At 72.3% G+C, this 14,275-nt stretch carries 16 protein-coding genes; 6 read left to right on the top strand and 10 right to left on the bottom strand.

Annotated features, from left to right (window positions below; translation table 11 throughout):
- Position 1: 1 nt before the first annotated feature.
- From M446_RS12565 to M446_RS12575, 3 genes are all read left to right on the top strand, one after another.
- Complete coding sequence (locus tag M446_RS12565) at positions 2–658, top strand: aldolase (protein WP_012332473.1); 657 nt, start codon at positions 2–4, stop codon at positions 656–658.
- Between the two features lie 62 nt (positions 659–720).
- On the top strand, positions 721–1,431 hold the full coding sequence (gene pyrF, locus M446_RS12570) for an orotidine-5'-phosphate decarboxylase (RefSeq protein ID WP_012332474.1): 711 nt from the start codon (positions 721–723) through the stop codon (positions 1,429–1,431).
- 14 nt (positions 1,432–1,445) lie between these two features.
- A complete protein-coding gene (locus M446_RS12575) occupies positions 1,446–1,790 on the top strand; it encodes a DUF1330 domain-containing protein (protein WP_012332475.1) in 345 nt (114 codons plus the stop codon).
- A gap of 167 nt (positions 1,791–1,957) precedes the next feature.
- Here the strand turns inward: M446_RS12575 and M446_RS12580 are convergent, their stop codons facing one another.
- A complete protein-coding gene (locus M446_RS12580; protein ID WP_012332476.1) occupies positions 1,958–3,172 on the bottom strand; it encodes an NADP-dependent isocitrate dehydrogenase in 1,215 nt (404 codons plus the stop codon).
- Between the two features lie 277 nt (positions 3,173–3,449).
- Between M446_RS12580 and M446_RS12585 the strand changes: the two genes are divergently transcribed.
- Positions 3,450–4,202: an RNA methyltransferase gene (locus M446_RS12585; protein ID WP_012332477.1), complete on the top strand. Its 753-nt coding sequence runs from the start codon at positions 3,450–3,452 to the stop codon at positions 4,200–4,202.
- Between the two features lie 98 nt (positions 4,203–4,300).
- On the opposite strand, the gene M446_RS12590 is transcribed toward M446_RS12585, so the two are convergent.
- The 7 genes from M446_RS12590 to M446_RS12620 form a co-directional block, all read right to left on the bottom strand.
- Positions 4,301–5,596: an O-acetylhomoserine aminocarboxypropyltransferase/cysteine synthase family protein gene (locus M446_RS12590; protein WP_012332478.1), complete on the bottom strand. Its 1,296-nt coding sequence runs from the start codon at positions 5,594–5,596 to the stop codon at positions 4,301–4,303.
- A gap of 16 nt (positions 5,597–5,612) precedes the next feature.
- Positions 5,613–6,020: a response regulator gene (locus M446_RS12595; protein ID WP_012332479.1), complete on the bottom strand. Its 408-nt coding sequence runs from the start codon at positions 6,018–6,020 to the stop codon at positions 5,613–5,615.
- Between the two features lie 265 nt (positions 6,021–6,285).
- Positions 6,286–7,566, bottom strand: a complete 1,281-nt coding sequence (locus M446_RS12600; protein WP_012332480.1) for an O-acetylhomoserine aminocarboxypropyltransferase — start codon at positions 7,564–7,566, stop codon at positions 6,286–6,288.
- Between the two features lie 123 nt (positions 7,567–7,689).
- Complete coding sequence (locus tag M446_RS12605; RefSeq protein ID WP_012332481.1) at positions 7,690–8,157, bottom strand: low molecular weight phosphatase family protein; 468 nt, start codon at positions 8,155–8,157, stop codon at positions 7,690–7,692.
- A 38-nt stretch (positions 8,158–8,195) separates the two neighbouring features.
- Positions 8,196–8,684 (bottom strand): UPF0262 family protein, encoded by a 489-nt coding sequence (locus tag M446_RS12610; RefSeq protein ID WP_012332482.1) that lies wholly within the window; start codon positions 8,682–8,684, stop codon positions 8,196–8,198.
- Between the two features lie 86 nt (positions 8,685–8,770).
- Positions 8,771–10,066 (bottom strand): histidinol dehydrogenase, encoded by a 1,296-nt coding sequence (gene hisD / locus M446_RS12615; RefSeq protein ID WP_012332483.1) that lies wholly within the window; start codon positions 10,064–10,066, stop codon positions 8,771–8,773.
- Between the two features lie 154 nt (positions 10,067–10,220).
- On the bottom strand, positions 10,221–10,661 hold the full coding sequence (locus M446_RS12620) for a DUF2948 family protein (protein ID WP_043702376.1): 441 nt from the start codon (positions 10,659–10,661) through the stop codon (positions 10,221–10,223).
- Positions 10,662–10,843: 182 nt separating this feature from the next.
- On the opposite strand from M446_RS12620, the gene M446_RS12625 reads away from it, so the two are divergent.
- On the top strand, positions 10,844–11,155 hold the full coding sequence (locus M446_RS12625) for a hypothetical protein (protein WP_415926906.1): 312 nt from the start codon (positions 10,844–10,846) through the stop codon (positions 11,153–11,155).
- Between the two features lie 36 nt (positions 11,156–11,191).
- Here M446_RS12625 and murA read toward each other — a convergent pair whose 3' ends face one another.
- Together murA and M446_RS38120 are read right to left on the bottom strand one after the other, a co-directional pair.
- Positions 11,192–12,481 carry a UDP-N-acetylglucosamine 1-carboxyvinyltransferase gene (gene murA, locus M446_RS12630; RefSeq protein ID WP_012332486.1) on the bottom strand — a complete coding sequence of 430 codons (1,290 nt, stop codon included), beginning with the start codon at positions 12,479–12,481 and terminating at the stop codon, positions 11,192–11,194.
- A gap of 128 nt (positions 12,482–12,609) precedes the next feature.
- On the bottom strand, positions 12,610–12,762 hold the full coding sequence (locus M446_RS38120; RefSeq protein WP_168169152.1) for a hypothetical protein: 153 nt from the start codon (positions 12,760–12,762) through the stop codon (positions 12,610–12,612).
- Between the two features lie 182 nt (positions 12,763–12,944).
- On the opposite strand from M446_RS38120, the gene hemA reads away from it, so the two are divergent.
- The gene (gene hemA / locus M446_RS12635; protein WP_012332488.1) at positions 12,945–14,189 is read left to right on the top strand and encodes a 5-aminolevulinate synthase; all 1,245 of its coding nucleotides are present in this window, start codon (positions 12,945–12,947) and stop codon (positions 14,187–14,189) included.
- Positions 14,190–14,275 lie beyond the last annotated feature (86 nt).

Genomic DNA, 14,275 nt, shown 5'->3' on the forward strand with positions numbered 1-14,275 from the left:
GATGAGCGAGACCGCCCTGCGCGAGGCGATCTGCCGCTTCGGCCGCTCCCTGTTCGAGCGCGGCCTCACCCCGGGCTCCTCGGGCAACATCTCGGTGCGCCTCGACGACGGCGGCTGGCTGGTGACGCCGACCAACGCCTCCCTGGGCTTCCTCGACCCGGCGCGGATCTCGCGCCTCGACGGCGGCGGGCGGCTCCTCTCGGGCGATCCGCCCACCAAGGAGATCCCGCTGCACGGGGCGCTCTACGACTCGCGCGCGGCGTCCCGCGCCATCGTGCACCTGCACTCGACCCACGCGGTGGCGGTCTCGATGCTGCCGGAGATCGATCCGCGCGCGGTGCTCCCGCCGCTCACCGCCTACTCGGTGATGCGGGCCGGCACGGTCGCCCTGGTCCCCTACTACCGCCCGGGCGACCCGGCGGTGGCCGACGCGATCCGGGGCCTCGCCGGGGCCTATTCCTCGGTCCTGCTCGCCAATCACGGGCCGGTCGTGGCGGGCGACACGCTCGAGGCCGCGGTCTTCGCCACCGAGGAACTGGAGGAGACGGCCAAGCTCTACCTCCTGCTGCGCAACCTCAATCCGCGCCACCTCACCCCGGCGCAGGTGCAGGACCTCGTCGCGCATTTCGGGCTGAGCCTGCCCGACCACGACCATTGAGGCGCCGGCTTGATTTCCGGGCGCCGGCCGTGATCGGTGGGGGTCCCACGCAGCGAGAGCCCATGACCGAGCCCCTGACGCCCCGCGACCGGCTGATCGTCGCCCTCGACATGGCGAGCCGCGACGAGGCCGAGCGCCTGATCGACCGCATCGGCGACGCCGCCGCCTTCTACAAGATCGGCTACCGGCTCGGCTACGCGGGCGGGCTCGCCCTGGCCGAGCGGCTCGCCGCCTCCGGCGTCAAGGTCTTCCTGGACCTGAAGCTCCACGACATCGGCAACACCGTCGAGGAGGGCGTGCAGTCGCTGGCGCGCCTCGGCGCCCACCTGCTCACCGTCCACGCCTACCCGCAGACGATGCGGGCGGCGCGGCGCGGGAGGGACTCGGTGCCCGGGAGCGCGCTCAGGCTCCTCGCCGTCACGGTGCTCACCTCCTACGACGATGCCGACCTGCGCGAGGCCGGCTACGCCGGCGGCGTAGCCGACCTCGTGGCGTCCCGCGCGGCCGCCGCCCGCGACATCGGCATCGACGGGATCGTCTGCGCGGCGACCGAGGCCGCCGCCGTGCGGGCGGTGATCGGGCCGGACCGCCTGATCGTCACCCCCGGCATCCGCCCGGCGGGCGCCGCGAGCGGCGACCAGAAGCGCGTCGTGACGCCGGCCGCCGCCATCCGGGCCGGGGCCGACCACCTCGTGGTCGGCCGGCCGATCACCGAGGCCGCCGATCCGCGCGCGGCGGCGCGGAGCATCGTTTCCGAGATCGCCGAGGCGTGAGCAGGGAGAGTCGAATGCCGAGAGGGTACTGGATCGCCCGGGTCGATGTGCACGACGAGGACGCCTACAAGAACTACGTCGCGGCCAACGGCGCGGCTTTCGCCAAGTTCGGCGGGCGGTTCCTCGTCCGCGGCGGCGCGTTCGAGGCGGTGAGCGGCACGAGCCGCAAGCGCAACGTCGTGCTGGAATTTCCGAGCTACGCCGACGCCCTGGCCTGCTGGAACTCGCCCGAGTACCAGGAAGCGCGGGCCAAGCAGCAGGGCGGCGCGGAGATCGACCTCGTCGTCATCGAGGGCTACGACGGGCCGCAGCCGACCCTGTCGGCGCCGCCGCAACCGGACAACCCGGCCTCCGAGTGATCCGGGATCCGCGTGATCGAAGCGGATCGCGGCTCACGAGCCCGCGCGGCGCCTGAGCGACGCCGCCATCCGCATGGCCGAAATCGGAGATGGCGAAGCCATCAACCGGAGGTCGGACGAGGCGGCGGAACCCCGCGCGGCGCGCCGCCGCGCGGGGCTGCTGGCCGTCAGGCCGCCATCGCGGCCTTGAGGTTCTCGTCGATCTTGTCGAGGAAGCCGGTCGTCGAGAGCCAGCGCTGATCGGCGCCGACGAGCAGCGCGAGATCCTTCGTCATGTGGCCGGCCTCGACGGTGTCGACGCAGACCGTCTCGAGCGTGGCGGCGAACTTCGCCAGCTCCGCGTTGTCGTCGAGCTTGGCGCGATGGGAGAGGCCGCGGGTCCAGGCGAAGATCGAGGCGATCGAGTTCGTCGAGGTCTCCTTGCCCTTCTGGTGCTCGCGGTAGTGGCGCGTCACGGTGCCGTGGGCGGCCTCGGCCTCGACGGTCCGGCCGTCCGGCGTCAGCAGCACCGAGGTCATCAGGCCGAGCGAGCCGAAGCCCTGCGCCACGGTGTCCGACTGCACGTCGCCGTCGTAGTTCTTGCAGGCCCACACGTAGCCGCCCGACCACTTCAGGGCCGACGCCACCATGTCGTCGATCAGCCGGTGCTCGTAGGTGATGCCGGCCGCGTCGAACTTCGCCTTGAACTCGTTCTGATAGACCTCCTCGAAGATATCCTTGAAGCGGCCGTCATAGGCCTTCAGGATGGTGTTCTTGGTCGAGAGGTAGACCGGGAACTTGCGGGCGAGCCCGTAATTCATCGAGGCGCGGGCGAAGTCGCGGATCGAGTCGTCGAGGTTGTACATCGACAGGGCGACGCCGGCGCCCGGGAACTTGAAGACCTCGCGCTCGATGACGGTGCCGTCCTCGCCCTCGAACTTGATGGTGAGCCGGCCCTTGCCCGGAACCTTGAAGTCGGTGGCGCGGTACTGGTCGCCGTAGGCGTGGCGGCCGACGACGATCGGCTGCGTCCAGCCCGGCACGAGGCGCGGCACGTTCCGGCAGATGATCGGCTCGCGGAAGATCACGCCGCCCAGGATGTTGCGGATCGTGCCGTTCGGCGACTTCCACATTTCCTTGAGGTTGAACTCCTTCACCCGCGCCTCGTCGGGCGTGATAGTGGCGCACTTCACGCCGACGCCGTGCCGCTTGATCGCCTCGGCCGCCTCGATGGTCACCCGGTCGTTCGTGGCATCGCGATGCTCGATCCCGAGATCGTAGTACTCCAGAGGGATATCGAGATAGGGATGGATCAACTTGTCCTTGATGTTCTGCCAGATGATCCGTGTCATCTCGTCCCCGTCGAGCTCCACGACGGGATTCGTCACCTTGATCTTCGCCATGATCGACCAGCCTTCCCTATGCGGCGAGCGTGCCCGCTGTTGCAGCGGATGATGTCCGCCGGCAAGGACCGGGCCGTCGCGCGGTCATAGCGCGCTGCAGCATCACGGGGAAGCCGGGCGGCGCCGGCAATCGCCCACAGAAAAAGGCCCCGGCGCGGTCGCCGGGGCCGAGGAGGTCTCATCGGGAAACGCGCCCGGAGCCGCGCGGTTCCCATGCGGGCTGGCCCGCCGGCGCGCCCGCGCCTAGAAGCGCCGGACAATCCGGAACCGCCTCCCCATGTTCGAGCACCCGCCCCGCCCCGCCGTCATCCTGGTCGAGCCGCAGCTCGCCGAGAATATCGGCATGACCGCCCGCGCGATGGCGAATTTCGGCCTCTCGGAGCTGCGCCTCGTCGCGCCGAAGGGCGGCTGGCCGAAGAAGGGCGTGCGCGAGACGGCCTCGGGCGCCACCCACGTCCTCGACGGGGCGACCATCCACGCCACGGTCGCGGAGGCGATCGGCGACCTCCATCACGTGCTCGCCACCACGGCGCGAGAGCGCGGGCAGATGAAGCGGGTCATGGGACCCGACGAGGCGATGGGGAGCGTGGTGGCGCGGCAGGCGGCCGGCGAGCGGGTCGGCATCCTGTTCGGGCGCGAGCGGGTCGGCCTGTCGAACGACGAAGTCTCGCTGGCGGACGCGATCGTGACCTTCCCGGTCGACCCGCGGCACGCCTCCCTCAACCTCGCCCAGAGCGTGCTCCTCGTCGCCTACGAGTGGCGGCGCGCGTCCGGCCTCGCCACCCTGCCCTTCGACGGCGAGATGCGCTCGCCGCCGGCCCCCCGGGAGGCGCTGCTGTCGCTGTTCGAGAGCCTGGAGGGGGCCCTCGACGCGGTCGGCTACTTTCCGCCCGAGAAGCGGGGCGGGATGGTGCGCAACCTGCGCGACATTCTCCACCGCATGGCGATGACCGAGCAGGACCTGCGCAGCCTGCACGGCGCCCTCCGGGCGCTGACCCGGCGCGCCCCGGCCGAGCGGGAGCCGGATTAGAGCATTTTCCGACGAAGTGGATGCCGGTTCGTCGCAGAACATGCGGCAAGATCAAAGACCTAGAGCAGCACCCGATTGCAACGTGATCGGGTGCTGCTCTAGGGCAGTTTCGCCAAGGATTGCTCGACGTCGGCGATCAGGTCCTCGATGCTCTCCAGCCCGATCGACAGGCGCACCGTCTCGGGTCCCACGCAGGCCGCCGCCTTCTCGTCCTGGCGCAGCTGCCGGTGCGTGGTGGTGGCCGGGTGGATCGCCAGCGACTTGATCTCCCCGATATTGACGAGGTGGGAGATCAGGTCGAGGCCGCTGATGAAGGCGAGCGCCGCGGGCTCGCCGCCCTTCAGCGCGAAGGTGAAGATCGCGCCGGCGCCCTGGGGCACGTAGCGGTTCGCCACCGCCTCGCCGGCCTGGCCCGGAAGCGAGGGATAGCTCACCCAGGCGACCTTCGGATGCGCCTTGAGGCGGGCGGCCACGGCCCGCGCGTTGGCGCAGTGGCGCTCCATGCGCAGCGGCAGCGTCTCGATCCCTGTCAGGGTCAGGAAGGCGTTCATCGGCGAGAGGCCGGGGCCGAGGTCGCGCAGGCCGAACAGCCGGCAGGCCGTCGCGAAGGCGGTCTCGGGGAAGCGCTCCGACACGACGAGCCCGTCGTAATCGGGCCAGGGCTCGTTGATCAGGTTGTAGCGGCCGGTGGCGCGCCAGTCGAAGCGGCCCGCGTCGCAGACGATGCCGCCGATCACCGTGCCGGACCCGGACAGGAACTTCGACGTCGAGTGCACGACGATGTCGGCCCCGTGCTCGATCGGCCGGATCAGGGCGGGCGAGGCGAGGGTGTTGTCGACGATGAGCGGCAGCCCGTGCCGGCGCGCCACCGCGGCCACGCCCGCGACGTCGACGACGGTGCCGCAGGGATTGACGATCGACTCGCAGATGATCGCCCGGGTCCGGTCCGTGATGGCGCGCTCGAAATCCTCGGGGGTCAGCCCGCGGCTGAATTGCGGGGTGAGGGCGTAGCGGGTCTCCAGGCGGCGCATCAGGCCGAGCGAGCCGCCGAACAGCCGCGCGGAGGCCACGTAGGAATCCCCGGCCTGCAGCAGCGTCAGCAGCACGAGGAGCATGGCGGCCTGGCCGGAGCCCACCGCCACCGCCGCCTTGGCGCCTTCGAGGGAGGCGACGCGCCGCTCCAGGGCCGCGACGGTCGGGTTCGAGCCGCGCGAATAGGAGAACCCCGTCGCCCGCATGGCGAAGATGTCGGCCGCCTGCTCGTTCGACTCGAAGACGAAGCCGTTGGTGAGGTAGATCGGCTGCGCGCGCGCGCCGGTCGCCGGGTCGGGGGCCGCCCCGCCATGGACGGCGCGGGTGGCGAAGGCGAGGGACGCGGGGTCGAGGGGCGGCATCGCGGCGGTCCGGGGATCAGGCGGCGCGCCGCACGCAATCGTGCAGCGCCTGGACGAGGTTGCAGGGCGCGTAGGGTTTCGGGATGAAGCGGGCGCCGTCCGGCATGTCGTGCGGCCCCGGCGTGCCCATGCCGGAGACGACGAGCACCGGGATCCAGGGCCAGCGCCGCGCCACCAGCCGGGCCAGCGCGAGCCCGTCGATCGAGCCCAGCGGCATGTCGACGTCGGTCATCAGCGCGTCGACCTCCTGGGCGCTCTCCAGCACCTGCAGGGCCTTGTCGGCGTGGGGCGCCTCGACGACCTGGAACCCCGCCTCCGCCAGCGTGTCGGCGGCCTCCATCAGCAGCAGCCCGTCATCCTCCACCAGGAGGATGACGGGGGGCTCCGGGGCGGCGCAGTCCGGCGGGTTCGGGCTCACTGTCATGGGCGGCAACGGCTGAGGGGATGGCTGGTTGCTGCCTATGGGCAGCCATCCCCTGGGTCAAGCGCGGCCGGACCGATCGCCCGACGCCCGCGCCGCCCGTCATCCGGTTGATCTCTTCGCGATGCGGATGTCGGCCCCGCTCACGCGCCGCACAGGCTTTTTATCCCAAATCCGCATGATCCCTTCGGGATGGCGGCTTTGGGCTTCGCTCAAGCGCCGCGCGGGCTCGTGAGACGGGATCCGCTTCGATCGCGCGGATCCCGTCTCAGCCGGCGAGGGCCTGGTCGAGATCCGCGATCAGGTCGGCCGGGTCCTCGATGCCGACGGAGAGGCGCACCACCTCCGGCCCGGCCCCGGCCCGGACCTTCTGCTCGTCGCTGAGCTGGCGGTGCGTGGTCGAGGCCGGATGGATCACGAGCGAGCGCGTGTCCCCGATATTGGCGAGGTGCGAGAACAGCTTGAGGTTCGACACGAGCCTCACGCCGGCCTCGTAGCCGCCCTTCAGGCCGAAGGTGAAGACGGCGCCGGCCCCGAGCGGGCAGTAGCGCTTGTGCAGGGCGTGGTAGCGGTCGCTCTCCAGGCCCGGATAGCTGACCCAGGACACGAGCGGGTGCCCCGCCAGGTGCTGGGCCACCACGCGGGCATTGTCCGAGTGGCGCTGCATGCGCAGCGGCAGGGTCTCGATGCCGTTGAGGATCAGGAAGGCGTTGAAGGGCGAGAGGGCCGGCCCGAGGTCGCGCAGGCCCAGCACCCGCACCGCGATGGCGAAGCCGAAATTGCCGAAGGTCTCCGACAGGACCATGCCGCCGTATTCGGGCCGCGGCTTCGAGAGCATCGGGTAGCGGTCGTCGCCCGCCCAGGAGAAGCTGCCGCCGTCCACGATCACGCCGCCGATCGAGTTGCCGTGGCCGCCGAGGAACTTCGTGGCGGAATGGACCACGATGTCGGCGCCGTGCTCGAAGGGCCGGATCAGGTACGGGGTCGCCATCGTGTTGTCGACGATGAACGGGATGTTGTGGCGCTTGGCGACGGCCGCGACGGCCGCGAGATCGGTGATCACGCCGCCCGGATTGGCGATCGATTCCACGAAGATCGCCTTGGTGCGCGGCGTCACGGCGGCCTCGAACGAGGCCGGATCGTCCGTGTCGGCCCAGACCACGTTCCAGCCGAAGTTCTTGTAGGAATGGTTGAACTGGTTGATCGAGCCGCCGTAGAGCTTGTTGGCGGCGATGAACTCGTCGCCCGGCTGCAGCAGGGCGTGCATCACCAGGAACTCGGCGGCGTGGCCGGAGGCGACCGCGAGGGCGGCGGTGCCGCCCTCCAGGGCGGCGACCCGCTCCTCCAGAACCGCGTTCGTCGGGTTGCCGATGCGGGAGTAGATGTTGCCGAAGGCCTGAAGCCCGAACAGCGAGGCGGCGTGGTCGACGTCGTCGAACACGAAGGACGTCGTCTGGTAGATCGGCGTCGCGCGCGCGCCCGTCGCGGCGTCCGGCGCCGCCCCGGCATGGATGGCGAGGGTGTTGAAACCGGGCAGGCGGTCGGTCATGGGGCGGCTCCTCGGCGGGAATGCCCGTGCTCTAGGGTGCGGGCGCGGCGGGGGTCAAGGGCGAGCCCGGCTCGCAGGGATCGAGGGCGAGCCCGGCTCGCAGGGGGCAAGGGCGAGCCCGGCTCAGCGCAGCCGCTTGCGGATCCGCGCCGCCAGCCCGTCGCGCACTTCGCGGTAGGCGTCGAGCCGCTGCTCCCGCGAGCCCTGGCTCGCGGTCGGGTCCGGGGTCGGCCAGTACTCGACCTCGGCCGCCACGGTGCGGGTCAGTTCGAGGGCGGCGTGGTGGGCCTCCGGCGACAGGGAGATGATGAGGTCGAAGTTCAGCCCCTCCCACTCCTCCAGCTCCTCCAGGGTGCGGGGCCGGTGGCGGTGCGCGTCGATCCCGATCTCGTCGAGGGCCGCGATCATGAACGGGTCGGTCGGCTCGCCGGAGCGCACGCCGGCGGATTGGACGTAGACCGAGCGGCCGAAATAGTGCCGGGCCAGCGCCTCCGCCGCCGCGGAGCGCACGGCGTTGAAGTTGCAGACGAACAGCACGGATTGCACCCGCCGGCCGGCCCTCGCCGCCGGATCGCCCGGGGCGCCGGTCACGGCCCGCCCCCGGTCGCGGCCGCCTCGCCCATCCGGCGTCAGCCCTTCCAGTGCAGGGCGAAGATGAGGGTGAAGAGGCGGCGCGCGGTGTCGTGGTCGACCTCGACCTTGCCGTCGAGGCGCTGCTTGAGCAGTTCCGACGCCTCGTTGTGGACCCCGCGCCGACCCATGTCGATCGCCTCGATCTGGCTCGGGGAGGCGGTCCGGATCGCCTTGAAGTAGCTGTCGCAGATCATCTCGTAGTCGCGGATCACGCCCCGGAACGGCGTCAGCGACAGGAGATGCGTCATCACCGGGGCGCCGTCCGCGGTCGAGATCGCGAAGGCGAGCTTGTTCTCGACGAGGCCGAGCCGCAGCGCGTAGGGGCCGCCGTCGTGGTTGGCGACGGCGAAGTGGTTGGATTCCAGTATGTCGTAGATCGCGATGGCGCGCTCGTGCTCCTGGTCCGGGTTGCCCCGCCCGATCGAGTCCTCGTCGAGCTTGACCGCCGCAAGGCGCCGGTGCGGATCGGGAGCATCGCTCGACATCGGTTCTGGTCCCCGGATTGGTCTTTGGGTCGCCGCGGCGTGGCGCTACCTGACGCGCAAGCGCGCGCCCGCGCAAGCCGGCGGCGTCAGAGGTTCAGGCGGATGGCGACCGAGCGGGCATGGCCGTCGAGGCCCTCGGCGCGGCCGAGCGTCACCGCGGCCGGGCCCAGCGCCCGCAGGGCCTCCGGCGAGCAGGACAGGATCGAGGTGCGCTTCATGAAGTCGAGGACGCCGAGCCCGGAGGAGAACCGCGCCGAGCGCGCGGTCGGCAGCACGTGGTTCGGCCCGCCGACATAGTCGCCGATCGCCTCCGGGGTGTGGGCGCCGAGGAAGATCGCCCCCGCATTGCGCACCCGCGCGCCCAGGGCCTCGGCGTCCCGCGCCTCGATCTCCAGGTGCTCCGGGGCGAGGCGGTCGACGAGGGGGATCGCGTCCGCGAGGCGCGCCACCCGCACGATGGCGCCGTAGTCGCGCCAGCTCGCCCGGGCGATCGCTGCCCGCGCCAGCGTCGCGAGCTGGCCCTCCACCGCCGCCGCCACGGCCTCCGCCAGGGCGTCGCTGTCGGTGATCAGGATCGCCTGCGCGGCCGGGTCGTGCTCGGCCTGGGCCAGGAGGTCGGCGGCGACCCATTCGGGATTGGCGCCCTCGTCGGCGAGGATCAGCACCTCGGACGGCCCGGCGATCATGTCGATCCCGACCTGCCCGAAGACCCGGCGCTTGGCCGCCGCCACGTAGGCGTTGCCGGGGCCGACGATCTTGGCGACGGGCGCGATCGTCGCCGTGCCGTAGGCCAGGGCCGCCACCGCCTGCGCGCCCCCGACCCGGAAGATCTCGTCGACGCCGGCGATCCGGGCCGCGGCGAGCACGAGCGGGTTGGTCACGCCGCCCGGCGTCGGCACCACCATGGCGAGGCGCGGCACGCCCGCGACCTTGGCGGGGATCGCGTTCATCAGAACCGAGGACGGGTAGCTCGCCGTCCCGCCCGGCACGTAGAGGCCGACGGATTCGAGGGCGGTCCAGCGCCAGCCGAGGGTGACGCCGAGCGCGTCCGTCTCCCGGTGGTCGGCGGGGCGCTGCGCCCGGTGATAGGCCTCGATCCGCTCCCGGGCGAGGTGGAGGGCGTCGAGCGCCTCGCGGGGGGAGGCCGCGACTGCCGCGTCCACCTCCGCTTGCGTGACCCGGATCGAGGCCTCGGTGAAGTCGGCGCCGCGGCCGTCGAAGCGCCGGGTATAGGCGACGAGGGCGGCGTCGCCCTCCCGCGCCACCGCGGCGATGATCGCCCGCACGGCCTCGTCGACATCCTCCGCCACCTCGCGCTTGACCGTGAGCAGGCGGGCGAAGTCGGCGTCGAAGGTGGGGGCGCGGGAATCGAGGCGCAGCATCGGGATGTCCGGAGGCGGGAGCCGGGGTCGGTCGCGCCCACTGGCAGAGAATGCCGGTCCTGTCCAGGCGGAGGATGGAGGGGACCGACCCCGCGCCGGATCGCCCGGGACGGGGGCTGCCAGACCCGCGGCCGCGCGCTGCGGGGGAGCGGTCTCAGGCCGCGTCGAGCGGGATCGGGTGGACCGGGCGGCTCTCCGCCCCCCAGACCGGGCCGAGATCCCGCATGCCGGCCTCGATGCATTCGAGCTCGAGCCGGATGGCGCCGCCGCCCGCGAAGACCAGCGTCGCGGTGCCGGAGGGCGGCTCGCCGGGCTCGAAGGTGATGGCGAGGAGTTCCATCGCGGCGTCGGGCGTCTCGCGCGGGATGCCGCGGCAGCGCACCGCCATCACCCGGTCGAAATGCAGCCCGGTCAGGCGCCGCCGCGGCGGGGCGCCGTCCGGGGCGGTCCAGTCGAACCGGCGCGCCACGAGGGCGAAGCGACGCTCGCGGGGCAGGTAGGCGAGGTCGCCCGCCCGCAGGACGGCGTCCTGCAGATGGGCCGAGATGACCGCGAGGTCGTCGGCGTCGAGGGCAGCGAGCTTCAGAAGCTCCATCTCCGCGTCCTTCACTGTCGGCGTCCTTCAGGCAGGGGGCCGGCCGCCGGGCGAAGTCCGGTCCCGGGGCCTCTACTCCTGGTAGGTAGCGACGGCCCCCGCCCCGAACAACCGCCCCCGCCGGCTCACCCACCGTTCATCTCGTTGCCGTTAGATCTGCCCGGCATGACAGGAGACCACGCGTGAGACCGGTGACGCTCGCGGCCCTCGCCGCACTGACCCTCGGCGGCGGCATCGCCCCTGCCCTCGCCCAGTATTACGGCGACGGGTACGACCGCCCGCGCCGCCGCGAGTTCCGCGAGGAGTACGAGCGGCCGCGGCGCGGCCCCGAGGGCTACTATTACGGACGCGAGCGCGCGCTGCGGCGGGAGGGGTTCGGGCGCATCTGCGTGACGGCGCGCGGCAATTGCCCGACCCGGCCGGGGCCGATCAACGCGCCCTGCGGCTGCGAGATCCCGGGCTTCGGCCTGAAGCGCGGCCAGATCGGCTACTGAGGACGACGGTCGGGGCGGGCCGCGCCCGCCCCCGGCTCAGGCCCGCTCGCGCCGGATCTGGGCGCCGCAGCGGCCGAGCTTGGCCTCCAGGGCCTCGAAGCCGCGGTCGAGGTGGTAGACCCGGTTGATGGTCGTCTCACCCTCGGCGGCGAGGCCGGCGATCACCAGCGACACCGAGGCGCGCAGGTCGGTCGCCATCACGGGCGCGCCCTTCAGGCGCTCGACCCCGTCCACCACCGCGAGATCCCCGTCCAGGCGGATGCGGGCGCCGAGCCGGGCGAGTTCCTGGACGTGCATGAAGCGGTTCTCGAAGATCGTCTCGCGGATGCGGGACTGGCCCCGGGCCCGGGTCATCAGGGCCATGAACTGGGCCTGCAGGTCGGTCGGGAAGCCGGGGAACGGGTCGGTGGTGACGTCGACCGCCGCCACGCCCGCGCCGTTGCGGCGCACCCGGATGCCGTCCGGCAGGGCCGTCACCTCGGTGCCGGTGGTCGCCAGCACGTCGAGGGCGCTGTGGAGCAGTTCCGCCCTGGTGTCGCGCAGGATCACGTCCCCGCCGGTCATCGCGACCGCCATCGCGTAGGTGCCGGTCTCGATCCGGTCCGGCAGCACCTCGTGGCGGGCGCCGCCGAGGCGCGAGACGCCCTCGACCACGATCCGCGGAGTGCCGACGCCCTCGATGCGGGCGCCCATCTTGGTCAGGCAGGCGGCGAGGTCGACCACCTCGGGCTCGCGGGCGGCGTTCTCGATCACGCTGGTGCCCTGGGCGAGGGCGGCCGCCATCAGGGCGACGTGGGTGCCGCCCACCGTCACCTTCGGGAAGACGATCTCGGCCCCGCGCAGGCCGTTGCGGGTGCGGGCGACGACGTAGCCGCCGTCGATCTCGATCGAGGCGCCGAGCCGCTCCAGCGCCATGAGCAGCAGGTCCACCGGCCGGGTGCCGATGGCGCAGCCGCCCGGCATCGAGACCTTCGCCTCGCCGAAGCGGGCGAGGAGCGGCGCCACGACCCAGAAGCTCGCCCGCATGGTGGAGACGAGTTCGTAGGGCGCCGTCGTGTCGATCACGTTGCTCGCCGTGAGGCGGATGGTCTGGCCGGTCTCGCTGGTCTGGCCGGGGCGCTTGCCGACCACCATGTGGTCGACGCCGTGATTGCCGAGGATGCGCAGGAGCGAGGCGATGTCGGCGAGGCGCGGCACGTTGGCGAGCTCGACCGTCTCGCCGGTCAGGAGGCTCGCGATCATCAGCGGCAGCGCCGCGTTCTTGGCGCCCGAGATCGGGATCTCGCCCTGGAGCGGTGCGCCGCCCGTGATGTGAATTCGATCCATCTGCGTTCCCTGAAACGGGCCGCGCCCGTCACGCGCGGCCGTCCTGCGCCTGAAGTCGTCCCGCCCGCGCCGCGCCTCCGCGCATCCGCGCACGCCATCGTCCACTCGCGGCCTTAAGGCCACGCTTCTCAACGCTCGGGCCGGCCCGGCGGATCCGCCTCGGCCGGGCGCGGCGCCTCTGCCCCCGCCCGCCCGCGGGCCTGCGCCTTGCGGCGCTTGAGGTTGTCCCGCAGCGCCGCCTTCAGGCGCTCGGCCCGGTCGTCCTTGGCTCTCTCGTCCATCTCGCGACCCATCGTCGCCGTCGCGCATTTGGCCTTCCTCCCCCGCCCCGGAGGAGTCAGATACGGCGCACCCCGCCTTAACCTGATCCAGTTACAAAGCCAGCCGGATTTGAGCGAGATCAAGGCGTGACCCGGGCAGAAGCGTGCCCCGTCGCGCATTCCGGCGAGCCGAAGGGATCCTGATGCCTCAGACCGATTACCAGGCCATCTTCCGCTCCGCCGTGGACCGCCTGCACGACGAGTGCCGCTACCGCGTCTTCGCCGACATCGAGCGCGTCGCCGGCCGCTTCCCGGTCGCCCGCTGGCGCCTGCCCGACGGCAGCTGCCGCGACATCACCGTCTGGTGCTCCAACGACTACCTCGGCATGGGCCAGCACCCCGACGTCGTCCAGGCCCTCACCCGGACCGCCGCCCGCTGCGGCGTCGGCGCCGGCGGCACCCGCAACATCGCCGGCACCTCCTCCCCGCTGGTCGACCTCGAGCGCGAACTCGCCGACCTCCACGGCAAGGAGGCCGCCCTGGTCTTCACCTCCGGCTACGTCTCCAACCAGACCGGCATCGCCACCCTGGCCCGGCTGATCCCCGACTGCCTGATCCTGTCCGACGCCTACAACCACAATTCGATGATCGAGGGCGTGCGCCAGTCCGGCTGCGACAAGCGCGTGTTCCGCCACAACGACCTCGCCCATCTCGAGGCGCTGCTGGCCGAGGCCGGCGCCCGGCCCAAGCTGATCGCCTTCGAGAGCGTCTACTCCATGGACGGCGACGTCGCCCCGATCGCGGCGATCTGCGACCTCGCCGCGCGCTACGGGGCGATGACCTACATCGACGAGGTGCACGCGGTCGGGCTCTACGGGCCGCGCGGGGCGGGGATCGCCGAGCGCGACGGGGTGATGCACCGGCTCGACGTGATCGAGGGCACCCTGGCCAAGGGCTTCGGGGTGGTGGGCGGCTACATCGCCGGGAGCGCGGTGCTGTGCGACGCGGTGCGCAGCCACGCGCCGGGCTTCATCTTCACCACGGCGCTGCCGCCGGCGATCGCGGCGGCGGCGACGGCCTCGATCCGTCACCTGAAGCGCTCGGGGGCGGAGCGGGCGGCGCATCAGCGCCAGGCGGCGCGCACGAAGGCGGCGCTGGCGGGGGCGGGTCTTCCGGTTCTGGCGACGCCGACGCACATCGTGCCGGTGATGGTGGGGGATGCGGAGCGCTGCAAGGCGGCGGCGGACCGGCTGCTGGAGCGGCACGGGATCTACATCCAGCCGATCAACTACCCGACGGTGCCGCGGGGGACGGAGCGCCTGCGGATCACGCCGTCGCCGTTCCACGACGAGGCTGACATCGCGCGGCTGACGGCGGCGCTGGTGGAGGTCTGGGACGCGCTCGACCTGCCCCGGGCCGGCACGGTCCTCGCCGAGGCGGCCGAGTAGCGGGGCGCCGCGCCGCACGCCTCTCTCGATGCGGCGCAGGTCCGGGCCTCGCGGCCTCCGCGCGCGATCGGCAGCCTCGACACCCG

It is taken from the genome of Methylobacterium sp. 4-46, from assembly GCF_000019365.1.
GTDB lineage: Bacteria > Pseudomonadota > Alphaproteobacteria > Rhizobiales > Beijerinckiaceae > Methylobacterium.

What these genes read in the sequence shown, in the direction of transcription:
- pyrF (WP_012332474.1), top strand. Translation starts at nt 721, where the DNA reads ATGACCGAGCCCCTGACGCCCCGCGACCGGCTGATCGTCGCCCTCGAC.
- murA (WP_012332486.1), bottom strand. Translation starts at nt 12,481, where the DNA reads ATGGATCGAATTCACATCACGGGCGGCGCACCGCTCCAGGGCGAGATC.
- M446_RS12590 (WP_012332478.1), bottom strand. Translation starts at nt 5,596, where the DNA reads ATGCCGCCCCTCGACCCCGCGTCCCTCGCCTTCGCCACCCGCGCCGTC.
- hisD (WP_012332483.1), bottom strand. Translation starts at nt 10,066, where the DNA reads ATGCTGCGCCTCGATTCCCGCGCCCCCACCTTCGACGCCGACTTCGCC.
- hemA (WP_012332488.1), top strand. Translation starts at nt 12,945, where the DNA reads ATGCCTCAGACCGATTACCAGGCCATCTTCCGCTCCGCCGTGGACCGC.
- M446_RS12585 (WP_012332477.1), top strand. Translation starts at nt 3,450, where the DNA reads ATGTTCGAGCACCCGCCCCGCCCCGCCGTCATCCTGGTCGAGCCGCAG.
- M446_RS12620 (WP_043702376.1), bottom strand. Translation starts at nt 10,661, where the DNA reads ATGGAGCTTCTGAAGCTCGCTGCCCTCGACGCCGACGACCTCGCGGTC.
- M446_RS12580 (WP_012332476.1), bottom strand. Translation starts at nt 3,172, where the DNA reads ATGGCGAAGATCAAGGTGACGAATCCCGTCGTGGAGCTCGACGGGGAC.
- M446_RS12575 (WP_012332475.1), top strand. Translation starts at nt 1,446, where the DNA reads ATGCCGAGAGGGTACTGGATCGCCCGGGTCGATGTGCACGACGAGGAC.
- M446_RS12600 (WP_012332480.1), bottom strand. Translation starts at nt 7,566, where the DNA reads ATGACCGACCGCCTGCCCGGTTTCAACACCCTCGCCATCCATGCCGGG.
- M446_RS12565 (WP_012332473.1), top strand. Translation starts at nt 2, where the DNA reads ATGAGCGAGACCGCCCTGCGCGAGGCGATCTGCCGCTTCGGCCGCTCC.
- M446_RS38120 (WP_168169152.1), bottom strand. Translation starts at nt 12,762, where the DNA reads ATGGACGAGAGAGCCAAGGACGACCGGGCCGAGCGCCTGAAGGCGGCG.
- M446_RS12595 (WP_012332479.1), bottom strand. Translation starts at nt 6,020, where the DNA reads ATGACAGTGAGCCCGAACCCGCCGGACTGCGCCGCCCCGGAGCCCCCC.
- M446_RS12610 (WP_012332482.1), bottom strand. Translation starts at nt 8,684, where the DNA reads ATGTCGAGCGATGCTCCCGATCCGCACCGGCGCCTTGCGGCGGTCAAG.